The 18,123-nt window shown below is 44.1% G+C and carries 17 protein-coding genes; all 17 read right to left on the reverse strand.

Features of this window, described 5'->3' with window-relative positions; all coding sequences use genetic code 11:
• Positions 1 to 20: 20 nt before the first annotated feature.
• Complete coding sequence (locus tag V5M37_RS26170; protein WP_423799805.1) at positions 21 to 1,217, reverse strand: acyl-CoA dehydrogenase family protein; 1,197 nt, start codon at positions 1,215 to 1,217, stop codon at positions 21 to 23.
• A gap of 39 nt (positions 1,218 to 1,256) precedes the next feature.
• Positions 1,257 to 1,673 (reverse strand): Zn-ribbon domain-containing OB-fold protein, encoded by a 417-nt coding sequence (locus V5M37_RS26175; RefSeq protein ID WP_423799806.1) that lies wholly within the window; start codon positions 1,671 to 1,673, stop codon positions 1,257 to 1,259.
• An 11-nt stretch (positions 1,674 to 1,684) separates the two neighbouring features.
• Positions 1,685 to 2,848, reverse strand: coding sequence for a thiolase C-terminal domain-containing protein (locus V5M37_RS26180; protein WP_423799807.1), 1,164 nt, complete (start codon positions 2,846 to 2,848; stop codon positions 1,685 to 1,687).
• 21 nt (positions 2,849 to 2,869) lie between these two features.
• Positions 2,870 to 3,286, reverse strand: coding sequence for a MaoC/PaaZ C-terminal domain-containing protein (locus V5M37_RS26185; protein WP_423799808.1), 417 nt, complete (start codon positions 3,284 to 3,286; stop codon positions 2,870 to 2,872).
• Positions 3,287 to 3,351: 65 nt separating this feature from the next.
• Positions 3,352 to 3,801: a MaoC family dehydratase N-terminal domain-containing protein gene (locus V5M37_RS26190; protein ID WP_423799809.1), complete on the reverse strand. Its 450-nt coding sequence runs from the start codon at positions 3,799 to 3,801 to the stop codon at positions 3,352 to 3,354.
• 4 nt (positions 3,802 to 3,805) lie between these two features.
• Positions 3,806 to 5,989 (reverse strand): acetate--CoA ligase family protein, encoded by a 2,184-nt coding sequence (locus tag V5M37_RS26195; protein WP_423799810.1) that lies wholly within the window; start codon positions 5,987 to 5,989, stop codon positions 3,806 to 3,808.
• Positions 5,990 to 6,292: 303 nt separating this feature from the next.
• Complete coding sequence (locus tag V5M37_RS26200; RefSeq protein WP_423799811.1) at positions 6,293 to 8,341, reverse strand: helix-turn-helix domain-containing protein; 2,049 nt, start codon at positions 8,339 to 8,341, stop codon at positions 6,293 to 6,295.
• Positions 8,342 to 8,614: 273 nt separating this feature from the next.
• Entirely contained in the window at positions 8,615 to 9,424 is an 810-nt protein-coding gene (locus V5M37_RS26205; RefSeq protein ID WP_423799812.1) for an SDR family NAD(P)-dependent oxidoreductase, read from the reverse strand.
• A 42-nt stretch (positions 9,425 to 9,466) separates the two neighbouring features.
• Positions 9,467 to 9,895, reverse strand: a complete 429-nt coding sequence (locus tag V5M37_RS26210) for a MarR family winged helix-turn-helix transcriptional regulator (protein ID WP_423799813.1) — start codon at positions 9,893 to 9,895, stop codon at positions 9,467 to 9,469.
• A 9-nt stretch (positions 9,896 to 9,904) separates the two neighbouring features.
• Positions 9,905 to 10,663, reverse strand: a complete 759-nt coding sequence (locus V5M37_RS26215) for an SDR family NAD(P)-dependent oxidoreductase (RefSeq protein WP_423799814.1) — start codon at positions 10,661 to 10,663, stop codon at positions 9,905 to 9,907.
• 233 nt (positions 10,664 to 10,896) lie between these two features.
• Positions 10,897 to 11,898, reverse strand: a complete 1,002-nt coding sequence (gene lacD / locus V5M37_RS26220; RefSeq protein ID WP_423799815.1) for a tagatose-bisphosphate aldolase — start codon at positions 11,896 to 11,898, stop codon at positions 10,897 to 10,899.
• Between the two features lie 15 nt (positions 11,899 to 11,913).
• Complete coding sequence (gene lacC, locus V5M37_RS26225; RefSeq protein WP_423799816.1) at positions 11,914 to 12,849, reverse strand: tagatose-6-phosphate kinase; 936 nt, start codon at positions 12,847 to 12,849, stop codon at positions 11,914 to 11,916.
• Positions 12,846 to 14,024: an N-acetylglucosamine-6-phosphate deacetylase gene (gene nagA, locus V5M37_RS26230; protein WP_423799817.1), complete on the reverse strand. Its 1,179-nt coding sequence runs from the start codon at positions 14,022 to 14,024 to the stop codon at positions 12,846 to 12,848. Before nagA ends, lacC begins: the two co-directional genes overlap by 4 nt.
• A gap of 41 nt (positions 14,025 to 14,065) precedes the next feature.
• Positions 14,066 to 15,235 (reverse strand): SIS domain-containing protein, encoded by a 1,170-nt coding sequence (locus V5M37_RS26235; protein ID WP_423799818.1) that lies wholly within the window; start codon positions 15,233 to 15,235, stop codon positions 14,066 to 14,068.
• Between the two features lie 13 nt (positions 15,236 to 15,248).
• Positions 15,249 to 16,151 (reverse strand): ROK family protein, encoded by a 903-nt coding sequence (locus V5M37_RS26240; protein WP_423799819.1) that lies wholly within the window; start codon positions 16,149 to 16,151, stop codon positions 15,249 to 15,251.
• A 173-nt stretch (positions 16,152 to 16,324) separates the two neighbouring features.
• Positions 16,325 to 17,083 carry a carbohydrate ABC transporter permease gene (locus V5M37_RS26245; protein WP_423802688.1) on the reverse strand — a complete coding sequence of 253 codons (759 nt, stop codon included), beginning with the start codon at positions 17,081 to 17,083 and terminating at the stop codon, positions 16,325 to 16,327.
• An 89-nt stretch (positions 17,084 to 17,172) separates the two neighbouring features.
• Entirely contained in the window at positions 17,173 to 18,111 is a 939-nt protein-coding gene (locus tag V5M37_RS26250; protein WP_423802689.1) for a carbohydrate ABC transporter permease, read from the reverse strand.
• Positions 18,112 to 18,123 lie beyond the last annotated feature (12 nt).

Consider the following 18,123-nt stretch of genomic DNA (forward strand, 5'->3'; position numbering starts at 1 on the left):
CATCTTCACCTCCATAATCACTAACGTCCCATATCTTTTGGCAATCCAAGTATCCGTTCTGCAATGGTGTTTCTTTGAACCTCGCTTGTTCCGCCGCCGATGGTCATTCCGAACGAATATAGATAAGTTTCCTGCCAATAGGAATCCCCGTAGACAGCATCCTCTTTCCATAACATCCCCCGGTGCCCTTGAATGGATATAGATTGGGCAAACAGTTCCTTTGTCAATTCACTGACCTGAAGCTTATCCATCGACCCTTCTGGACCGGGATGACCGTTCTTGATTGTTTTTGTTAAGTTACGATAATAATTTAATAGCGAACCTCGTGAACGGGTATATAAATCTACCATCGTCTTCCTGACAAAAGGACTTTTAATTAACGGACGGCCTTCTTCCTGTAATTCTTTTGTTAAGAAGACTAAATCTTGAAATTGCTGCTCAAGTGTAAATACCTGTGCCCCAATCCCCGTCCTTTCATGCATAAGCAAGGCAATCATTACCTTCCAGCCTTCATCGACTTCCCCGATGATATCGGCATCATAGGCAACGGCGTCATTTAAATACACTTCATTAAAATCGTGTTTTCCATCCATCTGGATAATCGGCCGTGTCTCGACTCCTGGCTGATGCATATCTAAAAGGAAAACGGTAATCCCTTTGTGCTTCTTTTCCCCTTTGCTTGTACGGGCCAGAAGAAAACAGCGATCGGCTAAATGTCCAAAACTCGTCCAGACCTTTTGACCGTTAATGATCCATTTTTCTCCCTCTTTTACAGCAGTTGTTTGAATGGCCGTTAAGTCCGACCCCGCATTAGGCTCTGAATAGCCCTGACACCATACCTCTTCGCCAGTAAGGATTTTCGGGATATAGGCTTCTCTTTGTTCTTCTGTCCCTATCTGCATTAAGGTTGGCGCAACCATATGAATTCCAACATAATTCACCAGCGGCGGGGCCTTCACCCGAACCATTTCCTGCTGATAAATAATTTCCTCAATTAAACTTGCATCTCTTCCCCCATATTTTTCCGGCCAGGCAATCGCAGCCCAGCCGCCTTCATATAATTTTTTCTGCCAATCTCTAAGAAACTTAGAATACTCCCCTAACTCCTCAGGCAGCTCCCTATTTCCCTCCAGCCAGCCATCCGGTAAATTTTCCTCGAGCCATGTTCTTAGCTCCATGCGAAATGCTTCTTCCTGTTCTGTAAATGAAAAATCCATTCCCTTTCTCCTCCCTTCAACTCTATTAAACGTCCCTTATTATGCGGGAATCCATTGTGGCAAGGCACGCTCATTCGTGATGTCCCGCCATGTCATACTGACACTCATTCCAATTCGGACATCTTCTGGATTACACTCCAGGACGTTTCCGATAATCTTTACAGCTGGTGCCTTCTCAAGCTCAACAATCGCAATGACAAGCGGCAGGGAATCTTGGAATCCCGGCAGGAACGGCCGGTAAGAGATGACGTACGAGTAAACCGTCCCTTTTACATCACCACCAAAGTTTTCCCAGCTGAGTTCAGTGCTTCCACATTTTGCACACGCTGGACCAGGTGGATGTGAATAATTCTGGCAGCTTTCACATTTTTGGATGATTAACTCATGACGATCTGCTCCATCCCAATAGGGCTGATTATCCTGATTTTTTAGTGGAATTGGTTTTTGATTATCCATCATTTTCCCTCCTAGTTTCTTAGAATCATAGCACCTGCAATATCAGGTCCCGCCCAGCCGGTGCATAGCCCAATTTCGCAATTTTCTACTTGGCGATCCGTTCCCTTATATTCGTGACGGATTTGACGGACAATTTCCAACACATTATTCATCCCATGTGTATATCCTTCCGAAAGCATGCCTCCGGCAGTATTACTCGGCAGCTTGCCTCCCATTCTTAGGTTTCCCTCTGCTACAAAGTCACCCACTTCTCCGCGGGGAGCGATTCCGTAAGCCTCCAGCTGCCGCAGCACCACCCAGCTATAACAATCATAAATAGAGGCAACATGCAGGTCTTCCGGCTTTACACCGGCCATTTTGAACACTTCAGGGGCGACATAATCAGCAGCTACCTCCGACAAATTGGTCCAGTAATGAGCATGTGACACACATTGTCTGGCCGCAATCCCCATAATATAAACAGGCCTAGATTTACAGCCTTTCGCCCGATCAGCCGTGGTCACGATAATAGCGTTTGCCTCATCTGATTCCAAACAAAAATCATGTTTGTTAAATGGATAACTGAGAGGCGGAGTCTGTTTATATTCCTCCATCGTCAATGGTTTCCCATAGAAAAAGGCCTTCGGATTTCGCTGCGCATGCTCGTAAAAACTTACACACACATGACCTAGATGTTCCTTTGTAAGGCCGGTTTCATACATATGGCGGGTGGCAAATAATCCAAACCATTGACTAGGACTTCCTGCTCCATATGGAATGATAAAGCTGCCTCCGTCAATCGCATGTTGGAGCATATTTACATCCCAGCCTCCGCCTCCCATTCTGACGCCGGAGCGGCCGTTCATGGAACGATAAATGAGAACTGTATTGGCCTGCCCTGTTTCAATTAACCCGATGGCATCTGCGATCAGCATTTCCGTACTGCTTCCACCGCCAAGGATGTCCTTTACATATTTGGGACGAACCCCTAAATAAGTTGCTAATTGATGGGAGGTACAAGAATCGTTTTCACTGTAGCTCATAAACCCATCAATATCTTTAGCGGTAAGACCGGCATCATTAATGGCCGCCCTTGCTGCATCCAAAGACAGATGCAAGGGAGTGGTTCCGGAATTTTTTGACCTCTCACTCTCTCCTACCCCAACAATGGCATAGCGTTCTTTAATACTTGCCACGATAAAACACCCCTTTTCTTTTTAAAAAAACTGTAAAATAGCCTGTCCTGAACCAACGACTTGCTGAGCACTTTTTTGTGCTTTTAGCTCCAGGTTTGCAAACTGTTTCCCGTCTTTTTCATAGAGCTCTTGAACGACTGCCGAACAAGTAATTTTGTCACCCGGTTGTGTTATGCTGCCAAATCTCATCCGCAAATTGGCTAATTCTGCACTAGTACCGGCCAGACTGTTTACATATTCACCTAAAAACCCCATGATGAGCATACCGTGGGCAATCACTCCCGGCATTCCGATACTTTGGGCAAATTCATCATCCGTATGAAGCGGGTTAAAGTCCCCTGAAGCCCCAGCATATTTCACTAACTGCACCTTGGTAACAGGCGGTTTAACCAATGGCTGAAGCTCCTGTCCCTGCTGCAAATCTTCGTATTTTAACAACTTCTTCTCCTCCTTCCTGATAAACAGACTGTTGAATTATCCCTTTTGCTCAAAAGCTCAGCTTTTTAAGCCTGCTGCAGTTTGGGACGATAAATAATATTCATCCGGCTAACGACAACCATATTTCCGCTTTCATCGGCAATTTCTGTGTCCAGGACTAAAAATTGCATTTTGCCGCTTTTCCCTTCCCTTTCATATAAATCTGCCACCTTCATCTGACAAATGAGCCGGTCCCCGGGACGAATCGGCCGATGATATATGAATTCCTGCTCACCATGCAGCATTCTTTTTGGATCCAAATCTAGAGAAATTCCTTCTCCCTCAGCTCCGATGACAATCGGAAAAGTAGGGGGAGCAATAATTCCTCGATAAGGGGTTTTTGCTGCATACTCCTCATCTGTATAAAGCGGATGATCGTCCCCAATTGCTTGTGCAAATTGACGGATATGTCTTTTCTCTACCTCAAATAGAAACGCTGGACCTGTTAATCCGATAATGCTGTTATCTAATTCCATCATTTCACCCCATAACCTCTGATTGTTCCAAAACTGGATGACTTGCGATGATTAAAGCATCCGCTGCTTTTAGGCCGTTTTCATAGACAATGATTGGATTAATATCCAATTCCTCGATCAACCCATTCGCATCCATAATCAACTCAGAGATATTCAACAGCACATCCATAATGGCATCCAGATCTGCTGGAGACTGGCCCCGCACTCCCTTAAGAATCGCCCTTGCCTTTATCTCCTCAATCATTTCGGCAGCATCCTGTCTGGTGATAGGTGCAACCCGGAAAGATATGTCTTTAAATGTCTCTACAAAAATGCCGCCTAATCCAAACATGATGACCGGTCCAAAGGCGGGATCCTTTGTAACGCCTACAATGACTTCAATGCCTTTTGGCAGCATTTCATGAACAGATACTCCGTTTATCACAGCGTCTGATTTATACAGTTTGGCTGAGCGCAGAATATCAGCATAGGCGCTTTGCAGCTCCCGCTCGTTTTCAATATTTAACCGAATACCATTTGCCTCCGTTTTGTGCGGGATGTCTTTAGAATCAATCTTCAGGACGACCGGATAACCGATTGTATCAGCATGCTGAACCGCTTCTTCTAAGGTTTGCGCCAATGCCTTTTTTGCAGTTGGAATGTCGTATTGCGCTAACAATTTACTGGCTTCAAATTCACTTAGAGCGGCACCCGGCTTTAGCAGATGATGCAATAATTGTTTGGCATCCTGCCTCTCTTGTTTAAAAGCTTTCTCCTGGGTATTGGCCAGCTGATTCTTCCGGTATTTGTCACTGTATCCGACAAGTTTGGCGAGAGAACTAATCGGATTCAAATCACCTGGTATCACAGGAATGCCATTTCTCTCTAGTTCTGGTGCAGCTTTTGGAATCGACATTCCTTGTAACGGGAAGGTCGTCACGAGCACGAATTTATCGGAGTGTTTGCAGGTTTGGATAAATTCCTTTAGCAGTGGATGATGTGCTTCCCAAAACATGGGGAACTCTGTGAAGATAATGTTATCGACCTCCGGATCCTCGACAAGCGCTTTTAGTGGTGCAATAAATAACTCAGGGTTTGTCACCGACGCGGCAGCAGTCAGGTCTATCGGGTTAGATGCACTAGCAAATGACGGGATACACTGTTTAATTTTCTTCTGTGTTTCTTCGCAAAGCGGGAGGATATGAAGCCCATTCGCTTCGCAGCGGTCGGCTTCATTGATTCCTCTGCCACCTGAGCTGGTAATAATCACAGTATTGCGTCCCGTAGGAAGTTTTCCTGACAAGAAGAGCTTGGAAAAAGAAATGATTTCTTCATAGTCATTCGCTCTGACTATTCCTGTTTGTTTAAAAAAGGCATCGTAGATTTGATCAGAGCCGGCAAGAGATCCGGTATGAGAAGCTGCCGCCCGGCTTCCTGCGTTACTTCGCCCTGTTTTCATAACAATTATCGGTTTATTGCAATTAAGTGCTTCTTTTGCCAAGCGCCGCAATTTAGCTGGATCCTTCGCCCCTTCGAGATAACCGCTGATCACCTTAGTCTTCGGATCATGAATCATGTATTCGACGACATCCGCAAATTCTATATCCATTTCATTCCCCACGCTCACAAAATAATTAAAGGTCAGTCCATGCTGCGCTGCTGCCATATACGTAAGAACGCCAAAGGCGCCGCTTTGTGAAACGTAACCTACAGCCCGCTCCTCCTGTAAGGGGTGGCTCATAACCCCTGGAGAAAAAGTCCCGACTAGTCCGTTAATGGTGTTGACCAAGCCCACGCAGTTAGGGCCAATGAAGCGGATACCGTTCTTGCGGGCCATCTCCGCCATTATTGCTTGCTGCCTTTTTCCCTCTTCCCCCGTTTCTGAATATCCTGAGGCAAAGATGATGCCGGCCTTTACTCTTTTCTTGGCGCAATCCTCCAGGCTTTGTTGAACTTGATTGGCACTAACGCAGAAGATCGCTAAATCAACCGATCCAGGGACCTCTGTTAAAGATGGGTAACATGTCAAGCCAGCTATCTCTGATGACCTCGGGTTAATCGGATAAATTTCTCCTGTAAAATTCCCATCTAATAAAGCCTTTACTTGGATATGACCAAGCTTATTAGGATTTTCTGATGCGCCTAATACGGCGACAGAACGGGGAAAAAATAATGGCTCCAAACTTTCATAGGAAGCGTTTTCATTCATTGCGTTTACCACCCCAATCTCAAAATTGAAAACTTGTTTCTTATCATAAATGATTGATTTTAAAAATTCAGAAAATAAATCATCTTATATTATTTAATTATTAGGCGAAATAAAAATGGAAAAATGCTAAAAAAGGTGAACCTGACAAGCTTGAAAAAATAACAGCATTTTTTTATGTACACAATGATCACGACAACCGTTCACAACTACCACGACATTGGTAAGAGATAAACCTTTTTTTAGCAGCTTTTTGAACAAAAAAGAACCTTATGCACATTTTCTATGCATAAGGTCATTCCTTGCTTACTGAAATCGCTCCAGCCAATTCAACAGTTTTGTTTGTATTTTTTTAGATGGAATCTTTTTTCCTCGTTCAATATTACTTAAATAGGAAGTTGAAATTTCCAGCTCCTCAGATACAACAGCCAATGGCAGATTATATTTTTCTCGGGTCTCCCTGAAACGCTCTCCGATTATTTCATCCACTTCCCCGATCAACTCTTTCGATGGATGCTTCATACTCTTTCCTTGCTGACTTCTCTTGATTGGACGGTATTGCTCCTTAATAAATTCAGGTGGATCTATTAGAATCATTGCGTTCATCCAGATCCGGCCCCAGCCTTTTTGTTCTGCTATTGCCTCATCCCATTTTTCATAATACCATGCTCCAATTAAACCATCCTGCTGCAAAGTGTCCAATGCTTTTTCGAATCGTTCCCTTGTCCGTGATGGCGTCCGCTCATTTATTCTCACACCGATCGCCTCTAGCAATGTGCTTATCTTATTCGGTTGTAGAAAATGACCCTTCCTTGCCTGAATTCGCCACCGCCAGCTTAAATATCTTAATAGCCGCTTTTCCCAAGTTTTTCGATATGGATCATAATGCAATACTTTTAATGGGAGAAGTGCAACTTGGCGTCCAGAACCAAACAGGTACTTTGCAAAAACTTGATCCACTTTATATCTAATCTTTCTTTCTATAGATTCTTCTGTTATTGGAAATTCCTTGTGATTTTGATCAACAAAAACAAACGCCCTTCCCTGCAGCTTTGTCTCAACAGGCTTCCCTTTTTCATAAACGATCGTCTTCTCCAATTCAATCCAAAGCTTTTGAATAATTGAGAGCGATTTCAAAACTTGTCGTCTCTGTTTTTCCTCGTACCCTCCGCGGCGGCCTTCACCACCTAATTTGGGTTTTAAACCTCTAATCGCTAACAGGTCATCTAATTGAATTTCCACTATGTCGTCAGTATGCTTAGCGATAGATAAGAAAAATGTGCATAGTGCGTCAAATATATCAGCTTCCAAGTCGGATAAAACTTGGACATCATTCCATGTATCTTTGACAATAGAGTGGTTTTTGTTAAACGGATAATGGTCTTTTTTAAATGGTTTAATTTGGAGAATTCCTTCTAAACTGCCTTTTACCAAAGCGGTTGTAGGCCATAAATCAGATTCATTTTGGTGAAAACACATTTTATAAAATGCTTCGCGGACAGATTGGTATGGTGAATTGTTCATGACGTATATATAATCATGAACCGCTAAATTAAAGGTTAATTCGTTGATCGGAGAAGTCATTGGGAACTCAAAATGTGACGTGTCTTCCTTTAAATAAAGCATTGCTTCAATTTGCTGGACAGAGTAATTTTCTAGATTTAAAAAGTCGATAATCTTCTGAACCCAGTCAAATGTATAAGCATTAACAATATCAGTAAATCGCAAGAGGAATTGATTATTACTAGATAAATTCTTGGAAATATATTCATAGAAAAGTTCATTTAATTCTTTTTTATCGAGTGTAACTAACTTGTTTTTCCCTAGTGAATGTTCCATGTCCTCCAATACCCATTCAGTCAAATGAACTCTGAACCATTTACAGAAATTTTGCCATGCCTCATCATTCACTAAAAAAGTGTCTCTCTTTAAGATATCTTCAATATATTGAATGGATCTATTTTTCAATCTCTTATCATTAAGAATATTGGTGAAGACAGGGGATAACTTTTTGTACTTCGTTAACAGGAATGTCACTATATTTTCCGCAATTAATCGTATTAATCGATTTCTTGCTAATAACCGCAGGCTATTAAAGACATGTGCGCTCTCTTGATATACTCGATCCCAAATAATAAATGACCTGCTTCCATTAACATTGGTAAAAAGTGGAATCCCCATAAGCGATCCGTTTGATTGATTCACTTCTCCCCACTCGTCTTCTTCCAATTTATGCTCCTGCTCATAGACACAAAGAATAAGAAAATTATCGATCTTCGCTGATAGCTGTTCGGCCAGTCGACTGGCGCCCTTGCCATCCTTCCGGTTTTGATTGGCAATATTATGATTTAACATCATTACCTCCTCGACTTTAAATAGAAAGTGCAAAAGGTGGAGAAAAAGTCTTGGTGCTTTATTAACAAATTTAGTTATTTTTTAGTGTACCATCGGCTTTTATATTATTCAATATTTTCAGAAATCAGATCCTATGACTTGGTCTTATAGATCTTATAGAGACCGAAATGCATAGGCAACTAATTTAAACACCAGGTTAATGAAACTTAATGAAACACCCACTATTGTATTGAAAAAAGGACCTCCACAGGTCCTTAAGATTTCGTCACAAACCTATTGATTACGTGCTTTCTCCAAAAATTGATTAAAATCAGCAATGCTTGGATTGGCCATATAGTGCCCGCCTTCCACTTGAATCGTTTGTCCGGTAATAAATTTAGATTCATCTGAAGCAAGAAACACTACCGTGTAACCAATATCATCCGCTTCACCATGGTACGGCAGTGCGTTAAATTTCGCAAAAATATCAAGCACTTCCTGCGGCATATTATTCTTTGCGGCAGGTGTCAGAATTAACCCTGGTGCTACTGCATTGCAACGTATCCCATCTTTTCCGTATTGGGCTGCAATATAGCGAGTCAGGTTGGCAACTGCTGCCTTTGAGGCACCGTAAGCCGAACGGGTGGAGTCACCGGCAAATGCGGCCATTGAGGTTGTGTTAATGATCGACCCGCCCCCTGCTTTAATCATATGCGGTATCGCAAATCGACTGCCCAAAAGAACACTTTTGGCATTCACATTCATCAGCCGGTCCCATTCATCCAAGTCAATATTGACAACATCAAGATCTTTATGCAGATTTGTCAGGCCAACATTATTAAATAAGACGGTTATTGTTCCGTAATGTTCTACCGTAAAATCAACCGCAGCCTTAATCGATTCCTCGTTCCCCGCATCAAGAAAAATACCAGCTGCTTCCCCGCCTTGCTGCTTAATTTTTGCGGCTGCCTCTTTCGCACCTTCAACATTAAAGTCAGCGATTACTACCTTTGCCCCTTCTCTTGCAAGCAAAGTGGCGGCTGACAGCCCAATTCCGGAAGCCCCGCCTGTCACTAACGCAACTTTTCCTTCCACTCTTCTCATCTTCTCGTCCCCTTTGTACATAAAGATTAAAAAATAACGCTGTTAAATATGTTCGAAGTTTTTCAGCAATTTTTCATGAATAGATAAAAATTGCTGTACCTCTTCTTCAGTTAATACCTGAAATAATTGAGTTCTTAATTCCTGCCCCTTTTTCTGCGCCTCACGGAGAACAGCAGTACCTTCCTTTGTAATGGATAAGAACACAGTACGCCGGTCCTCTTCATTGTATTTCCGTTCCGCAAAACCGAGCTTGATTAGTCGATTTGCAATGTTGGTCATTGCCCCGGGTGTATAGCCTAGCTTTTCTGCCAATACCGTCTGTTTTTGGGGCCCTTTCACTTTTAGTTCAGCCAATACGAGAATGGGAGATATACCGATATTATGCTGAAAAGCTTTGTTCCAGCGGATAATTGCCTCATTTGTAAATAGTTCAACTGTATGAATAAGTTTAAAAATATTATCTTTTTCCAAAGGATCCTCCTAGACGAGTTTAATTGCCCCGCCGTCTACCATAATGGTCTGTCCGGTAATATAGTTTGCATCCTCGCTAGCTAAAAAGACAGCGACTCTGCCAATGTCACTTTCAACTTCCCCTAATCTTCTCATTGGTATTCTTGAAAGCATACCCTGGTAATAATCAGGATGTTCCTTCGCCCATTGTTGGACACCAGGCGAGTTGGCAATCGGTGAGATGATGTTGACGTTGATGCCAAACGGACCAAATTCATTTGCGGCAACCCGGGAAATCGCACGGATGGCTTCCTTTGCGGCCGTATAAGATGCTTGAGTCGCATCCCCATTAATTCCCGCACCAGACGCAAAGTTAATGATTTTTCCCTTTGTTTCTTTTAAATATGGCAAAGCAGCCTGCATCAGGTAAAAGGTTGGATAAAATCCTGTGTTAAAAGAAAGATCCAGCATTTCTTTGGTTGTTTGTTCAAATGGTGCCTGCCTTGAAGCATGGGCATTGTTCACCAAAATATCAAGCTTTCCAAAGTGGTCGACAGCCTGCTTAATGATGACTCCAAGCTTATCATGTTCAGCAAGATTGGCTTCAATAAAAATCGATTCAGGCTGATACTCACGTAATTCTTGAATGGCTTGCTGACCTAATTCCCCATTTAGGTCTACGATTGCAACTTTCGCGCCTTCTTTCACGAACGCCGTTGCCATCCCTTTGCCTATACCTCCGGCGCCTCCAGTGATGAGAGCCACTTTACCTTCTAATCTATTAGACATTGTCATCCATCTCCTCTTGAAATTTATTTTAACATTAAAATATTTAGTAGTAAAATATTTAGTAGTAAATTAAATACCGGTATGGTTTTAAAGGAAACAAGAAGCCGTACTGAGTTTAATCGATTAGGACCTTTAGAAAAATTAAGTTTGTGGCTAACATCACGAACCATAGACAAAAAGCCGGAATTCATGACGAACCCGGCTTTAAATATGAAATATTATGAATCTTTAATTTAGCGGTAGATTCCTAGAGCGGTCTTTTCAAACCAAGAGCTGGCCGTTTCTTTCAAGACTGCGTTCAGTTCTAGGATATTTCTACTGCCAGTGCCCTGGAGCCAAGCACGGCCTGCGTCTTCACCTTGTTCGGCAAATGGAGCAACACCGTTCTTCCAGGTAGCCCGGCCGCATAAGACACCATTAAAGGTGGACCCGGATGCCTTGGCAAATTTCAATGTTTCCTGGAACAATTGGGCACTTACACCGGCGCTTAAGAAGATAAACGGAAGGTCCGTTGCTTCGCTTTGCTCCTTGAAATAGCCAGCTGCTTCTTCCTTCGAGTAAGCGACATCCCCATCTGTATACCCTTCAACAAAGTTCATATCAACAGGCACTTCTACTTTCAAAACGTCCACCTGGTACTGCGGCTTGGAGAATTCTCTCATCGCCTCAATCACCTTATGCGGCTTCACTTTCGCATACTCCAAGCTTTTCACATCATCGTTTTGGGCATCGTAGGTAACAATCTCAAGGAAAAACGGAATATCCTCCGCCGCACACTCGGAGCCGACACGCTCCATATAAACGTGCTTATATTCATTAATTTTTTCATCTTCATCCACATCGTAATACAGCAGGAATTTTACTGCATCGGCTCCAGCTTCCTTCAGGCGCCGTACCGACCAGTCCGCCAATAAATCAGGCAAGCGGCCCACAGCAGTCGCATCGTAGCCTGTTTTTTCATAGGCCACTAATAAGCCCGCTTCTGGATGACGGACTTTTGCTGCAGGAAGCCCATATTCCGGATCTAATAGAATCGAAGTTGCATAGGGTGTCAGCTCCTGCGAAACTAATTCCTTAAAGCGGACGATACCTTCATCGCCAACAGGACTTTTGCTACCGGAGGCAATCATTTTCTTCAAGGAACCGCGCTGGTCAATCGCCAATGCACCAATGATCCCATTTTCATCTGACAAACGTTTAAGCGCTTCTTGTTTATTTTTTGTTAGCTTTAACATGGTCAATCACCCCTATTAATCTATTTTTTCCACTTGAACCAATTCAAAAAATCGACTGAAATGAGCAGTATTAATATCGCCTGTGGCTGCTTCCATCGTATTTAACATTCCCGTGGTCATTGCCGTTTTCAGCACCACCGGGACGGGCTGCTTGTGTTTCAAAGCCACAGCAAGCCCGGCAACCGTTGCGTCACCGGAGCCAACTGGATTCACCACATCAATCGGAGGGATGGTAACCCTGTAAAAATCTGAACTGTGCTTAACAAATGCACCTTCCCCGCCCATGGATACGACAATCCACTCGATTCCCTGAAACATGTCGTCTTCTAACGCCTGCGACAGGCTGCTAATGCTTTGTTCCACTTCCCTGTCGAGCAGCTGCGTTAGCTCCGTGATATTGGGCTTAATGGCAAATGGCTTTACGTTATGTAACAGAACTTGCCGCAGCGACTCCCCTGATGTATCCACAATGACAGGAATACCCTTTTCCCGACCCATCTCGACCATGTGCCGGTAAAAGCTAGAAGGTAGACCTTTCGGTAAACTGCCCGAGATGGTAACCATAGAAACTTGGGGCAGAAGGGTTTCATATTTTGCTAGAAAGGCAGAACCGTCTTCATTCGTCAAGGTCGGTCCCGATTCCAAAATTTCCGTCTGCTTGCCGTCATGGAGAATCGCGATGCAGTTTCTTGATTCTTGGTTTATCTTTAAAAATTTGCTTTCAATCTCGGCTTTCTCCAATTCCTGAACAATGTACTCGCCAATCGTTCCTCCAAGCACGCCTGTCGCGAGAACGTCCTCGCCCAGCTGCTTGATGACACGGGTGACGTTTAGCCCCTTGCCGCCTGCCGTTTTTCTAACGGCGGCGACCCGGTTTACATCATCAAGCTTAAATTCAGGAATCGGGTAAGAAATATCCACGGACGGGTTCATCGTGACCGTTAAAATCATCGAACTCCCTCTTTCTGCGTGAAGTTTTCTGCCTTGTACCGGCAAACACCGTCGAGATACGTCGCCGCAAGCTCCAGGTCCGGTGTCAGCACAATAAAATCGGCTGCAAGACCATTGGCGATTTTGCCGCATTCCTCGTCTAGCTGAATGCTTTTCGCAGGTGCGGTGCTCGCCATATAGATGGCTTCCTCCGGGGTTGCAATCCCCCAATCCACTACATTTTTAACAGCTTCGATTAATTGCAAAATACTCCCCGCCAGGCTTCCGCTCTCCAAACGGGCAGCCCCGCCTTTCACTACAACTGGAAATTCACCGAGCTGATAACGGCCATCCGGCATCCCGCCTGCCATCATGCAATCAGTAACGAGAACCGTTTCCTTCCTGCCCCGTGCATTCATTAAAATATGGGCGGCTGCAGGATGGACATGGTGACCATCACAAATAACTTCCGCAAACACATCCGGCAGAGTCATCGCCGCACCTGCCATCCCCGGCTCACGATGATGCAGGCCGCTCATGCCATTAAAGGTATGAACAAAGATCGATGCACCCTTTTCAACCGCCTGTTTTGCCTCTTCATAGGTGGCATCACTATGGGCTAACGCCACCGTTACCTGATCCTTCACAGCATGTTCGATAAATTCCAGTGCCCCATTCCGTTCTGGAGCAAGGGCAATTTTTCTGATGAAACGATTTGATTTTTCTTGCCAGGTTTCCAGCTTTTCCACTGATGGGTCACAGAAATATTTGGTGTTTTGAGCGCCTTTATGTTTTTCTGTAAAAAATGGACCTTCTAAAAAGATTCCTCGGATTTTCGCTCCTGGAACGCTCGAATAATGTTCGCCAATTATCGTGACCACATCGTTCAATGCCTCCGTAGAGGAGGTCAGAGTGGTTGGCAAAAACGAAGTCACACCACACGAGAGCAGCCCCTCGGAAATTGCCTTTAACCCCTCTGGGTCATTGTCCATGACATCGTGGTTTTGGAAGCCATGAATATGCGTATCAACCAAACCCGGAGCAATCCAATAGCCGGAATAATCGATGACTGTAGCAGACGGATTCGGCAGTTCATGATGGTAATAGGAGAATTTGCCCTCTTTGAGTTCCAGATAACCAGGGCCTGCCACCCCGTCCTCAAGAAAAAACTGATCTGCATAAATAAATAGCTCCATACCTGCACCTCTATGAATAATGGATGCGGATAACATCCTTGTTAATTTTTATACTCGTGAATCGTTACCCCTTTAACCACACGGTTGACGGTTCCGCTTGGTGATGGGGTATCCGGTGTATTTCCAACTTTAATAGAAGCAAGCAGAGCGATTGTCTGCCCAACCATCACAAACGGCAGTGACAGATAAGCATCCGGTACAGTGCCCGCCTCACGGTCAAATAAGAAAGTGTCACCCGAATAATTGCTGTCCCCGTCGACGCTGATCGCACAAATGAGGCTCGCAACCTGGTCCTGCTTCAATTCATTCAACATATCCAAATCGTACCGGCGGGTGTAAGGCTGGTTGGACACAAACGTGAATATGACAGCTTTATCATTCACAAATGATTTCGGACCGTGTCGGAATCCGAGTGATGAATCAAAAGCGGTGGCCATTTTCCCGGCGGTTAATTCAAGAATTTTCAATTGAGCTTCTCGTGCTAAGCCCTCAAAGCCGCCGGAACCAAGATAAATAATCCGTTCAAAATCAACTGCAAGCTTTTCTGAGATTTCCGCTTCTCTGCTGATGACACTATCCCCCATAGTGCGGATGGTTTTAACAATCTGTCCCTTTTCTTCATCTGACAATGTATCGAAAATAAGCAGGGCAGTTAGCGCCATACAGGTGTAGCTTCCGGTCATCGCAAAGCCTTGGTCATTGGATTTCTCCGGCATTAATAATAGAAGATTCTCGTCATCCCCTGCTGCCCGCTGTGCCAGTTGCCCTTCCTTTGAGCAGGTAATCGTGATTTGGTAGAGATTCGTGACGATTTGCTGTGCAAGCTCAACGGTCGCCACACTTTCCGGACTGTTGCCACTTCTAGCAAAAGAAACCAGCAATGTCGGGATATCGGCTTTCAATAATTGATAAGGGTTGGACACAATCGCTGTCGTTGGAACACTTTGCACATCCCACTGATTTTCATCGACTTTTCCTTTTAAATATGGAGTAACGGTGTCGCCGACATAAGCAGAAGTTCCAGCCCCTGTAAAAATGACGCGAACCCGTCCATGCTTTTCTGTTATGTTTTGCAAAAATGCTTGGATTTTTTCAATTTTCTCATTATAAAGTGTAAACGTTTCTGCCCATAATTCAGGCTGCTGTTTAATTTCCGCTGTGGTAATCTCTGCACCTAACGGCTTTAATTTTTCCAAACTTAACGTAAACATTCTCAACACTCCCCTAATTTTCTTCAAATACCCTGAGGCCCGCTCCGACGATGCCGTTATCCTGCTTGATGGTGCTGACGGACATCCGCTTTAATACATGCTGCTGTTCAGAAATTTGATAGGATTTTAGTTTTTCTTTTATGATTTCAAGTAAAAAAGGATTTTTGGCGATCACGCTGCCGCCAAACACAATTTGATGCGGATCTAATAGACAGGAAATCGAATAAAGGCCCTGTGCCCAATGATTCGTCACTTCATCGATAATTGGTTGGTACTCGGCCGCGCCCGCTTGATAACGTTCAAAAACTTCCTTAGTCGATAGGGTCCCCGACAGTACCTTTTCGGCCAATTTTGCAATGGCTGGCCCGGCTGCCGCTTTTTCCAGGCGCTCTAATTTCGGCCCAGCTACATTTGCTAGAATTGGAATTAATCCAAACTCACCGGCAAACCCCGCCCCTCTGAAAAAGGAACCTTGATGGATAATGGCACAGGAGATGCCCGTGCTGACGGTTACATAGACAAACGTTTCATTTCTGTTTCCACCAGCCGCCTTCCACTCGGCAAAGGCGGCCGTATAGACATCATTGTCAATTTCAATTCGCTCGAGTCCAAATTGTTCCCTAAGGCGGTCAGCGACCGGAAATTGGGCCCAAGGCAGATTATTTTGAAAAACAGCGATTCCGGTCTCCCGGTCCACCTTGCCCGGTACGCCGACACCAATGCCTTCTATGTCAGTAATCAAAAAAGAAGAACCGTTCAGAACCTGCTCGACTGCTTCAACAACTCTAGTAAACATGTGCTCTCTATCTGAAGGATCACTTTTCACTTCGGCGCGCTTTAACAATTCACCGTTTTCCGAAATGATACCCGCCGCAATCTTTGTCCCGCCGATATCAAGGCCAATGGCTTTTTTCATACTTAGCACCTCGACTGTAAAAAAATTTATGTAAGGATGGGTTGTTGGTACAAGTTAATTTAAAGAAAAACTCATAGACACTGAAGCTATGAGTTCATTTACTTTGTAATTTTATTATAACATCCTTACTTGTAGGGTCAACCCAACAGATAAAAAAACTTCCGAGCAAATTCTTATTTTCCACCGGTAACGGCAATTCCTTCAATGAACTGCCTTTGCAGGAAGATAAACAGGATCAGCATTGGCAGAATTGCCAAGAAAGAGCCTGCCATGAGAATCGGATAATTGGTCAAATATTGGCCTTGCAGGGAGGATAAGCCGACTGATAATGTCATCGATTCCGGCGAACTATTAACAATCATTGGCCACATCAATTCGTTCCAGCTCCAAAGCGTCGTGAAAATCCCCAGTGCAATTAACCCCGGTTTGGCGAGTGGCAGCATGATTTTCCAATAGATTTGGAAATGGTTGCAGCCATCAAGCCGGGCCGCCTCCTCCAACTCTTTTGGAAGCCCCATAAAGAACTGACGCAACAGGAAGGTTCCGAAAGCGCTAAACAATCCTGGCACAACAACAGCCGACAGGGTATTGAGCCAGCCTAACTTTACCATAATCATATATTGCGGCAGCAAAAACACTTGACCCGGTACCATTAACACGGTCAGCGCTAACAAAAACAGGACATTTCTGCCGGGAAATTCAATCCGGGCAAACGCATAGGCTGCAAGCGAACACAAAAACAGCTGGCCGGCAGTCCGAAGCAGTGTGATAATGACCGTATTATACATAAATTTGAAAAAGGGCAGAAGTCCAAATACCTCTTTGTAGTTCCCCCATTGGAACTCCTCAGGAATGAAAACGGGGGGCACATGAATGGACTCTTGGTACGTTTTTAACGAGGTGAGAATCATCCACAAGAAAGGCGCTACCATTGCCACCGCTCCGACAATCAGGATGAAATGGATAAGGAATGTTTTACTTGTAACAAACTGTTTTGTTCTTTGCAATGGTACCACTTCCTTTAATCATAATGAACCCACTTTTTCTGTAACACCATTTGAATCGCGGTAATAATTAGGATGACAGCCAACAGCAGAACCGCAATCGCGGCCGCATAGCCCTTGTCATTCAAGACGAAGGCGTGCTGGTAGAACAAATACACAATCGACTGCGTACTTTCTAATGCCGTACTGCCTTTTCCAATCATCATGAAAATCAAGTCAAACACCTGGAACGCCCCGATGAGAGACATGATGGTCACAAAGAAAATGACAGGTGAGAGCAGCGGCAGCGTAATCTTAAAGAATACCGTGATTGGGCCGGCACCATCGATTTCGGCTGCTTCATAGTACATTTTCGGAATTCCCTGCAGCCCGGAAAGGAAGATAACCATGTTATAGCCAATCCCACTCCAAATCGCGACGGCAATGACCGAATACAAGGCAATATGCGGATCGGTGACCCATTGCGGCCCTTTGATTCCGATTAATGATAACAGATAGTTGAGCAGCCCATAATCCGCGTTATACAGCCATTTCCAAACCATGGCGATGGCTGCTGGCATGGTAATCACGGGTAAAAAATACAACGTCCGATAAACCGATTTCCCCTTAATATTTTGGTTTAACAAAACGGCTATAATAATAGATAGGAAGATTCCAATCGGCACAGTAAAGATTATATAGATGCTCGTGTTTTTAAAGGATTGCAGGAGCGTGGCATCCTCAAGCATCCGCTTGTAATTGTCGAGCCCTGTCCACTCATACTGGCCAAAAGAGCCCCATTCCGTAAAACTAAAGTAAAAATTTTGGATGATTGGCCACAGGTAAAAAATAGCCAGCCCCAGCATCGTCGGGGCAATCATCAGATACGCCCAAAAATAATCGGAACGCTTTCTGGTCTTTGCAAGGCTCACAGCCTTTAATTTTTTTGCTGGCTTGACTTCGGTCTGAAGAGGAATTTCTTTCACATG

This window comes from Neobacillus sp. SAB-20_R2A, from assembly GCF_049568635.1.
Classification (GTDB): Bacteria; Bacillota; Bacilli; order Bacillales; family Cytobacillaceae; genus Neobacillus; species Neobacillus citreus.

Coding starts and splice junctions, on each gene's coding strand:
- V5M37_RS26170 (WP_423799805.1), bottom strand. CDS start 1,217: ATGGATTTTTCATTTACAGAACAGGAAGAAGCATTTCGCATGGAGCTA.
- V5M37_RS26175 (WP_423799806.1), bottom strand. CDS start 1,673: ATGGATAATCAAAAACCAATTCCACTAAAAAATCAGGATAATCAGCCC.
- V5M37_RS26190 (WP_423799809.1), bottom strand. CDS start 3,801: ATGGAATTAGATAACAGCATTATCGGATTAACAGGTCCAGCGTTTCTA.
- V5M37_RS26195 (WP_423799810.1), bottom strand. CDS start 5,989: ATGAATGAAAACGCTTCCTATGAAAGTTTGGAGCCATTATTTTTTCCC.
- V5M37_RS26200 (WP_423799811.1), bottom strand. CDS start 8,341: ATGTTAAATCATAATATTGCCAATCAAAACCGGAAGGATGGCAAGGGC.
- V5M37_RS26205 (WP_423799812.1), bottom strand. CDS start 9,424: ATGAGAAGAGTGGAAGGAAAAGTTGCGTTAGTGACAGGCGGGGCTTCC.
- V5M37_RS26215 (WP_423799814.1), bottom strand. CDS start 10,663: ATGTCTAATAGATTAGAAGGTAAAGTGGCTCTCATCACTGGAGGCGCC.
- lacD (WP_423799815.1), bottom strand. CDS start 11,898: ATGTTAAAGCTAACAAAAAATAAACAAGAAGCGCTTAAACGTTTGTCA.
- lacC (WP_423799816.1), bottom strand. CDS start 12,849: ATGATTTTAACGGTCACGATGAACCCGTCCGTGGATATTTCTTACCCG.
- nagA (WP_423799817.1), bottom strand. CDS start 14,024: ATGGAGCTATTTATTTATGCAGATCAGTTTTTTCTTGAGGACGGGGTG.
- V5M37_RS26235 (WP_423799818.1), bottom strand. CDS start 15,235: ATGTTTACGTTAAGTTTGGAAAAATTAAAGCCGTTAGGTGCAGAGATT.
- V5M37_RS26240 (WP_423799819.1), bottom strand. CDS start 16,151: ATGAAAAAAGCCATTGGCCTTGATATCGGCGGGACAAAGATTGCGGCG.
- V5M37_RS26245 (WP_423802688.1), bottom strand. CDS start 17,083: ATGGTAGCGCCTTTCTTGTGGATGATTCTCACCTCGTTAAAAACGTAC.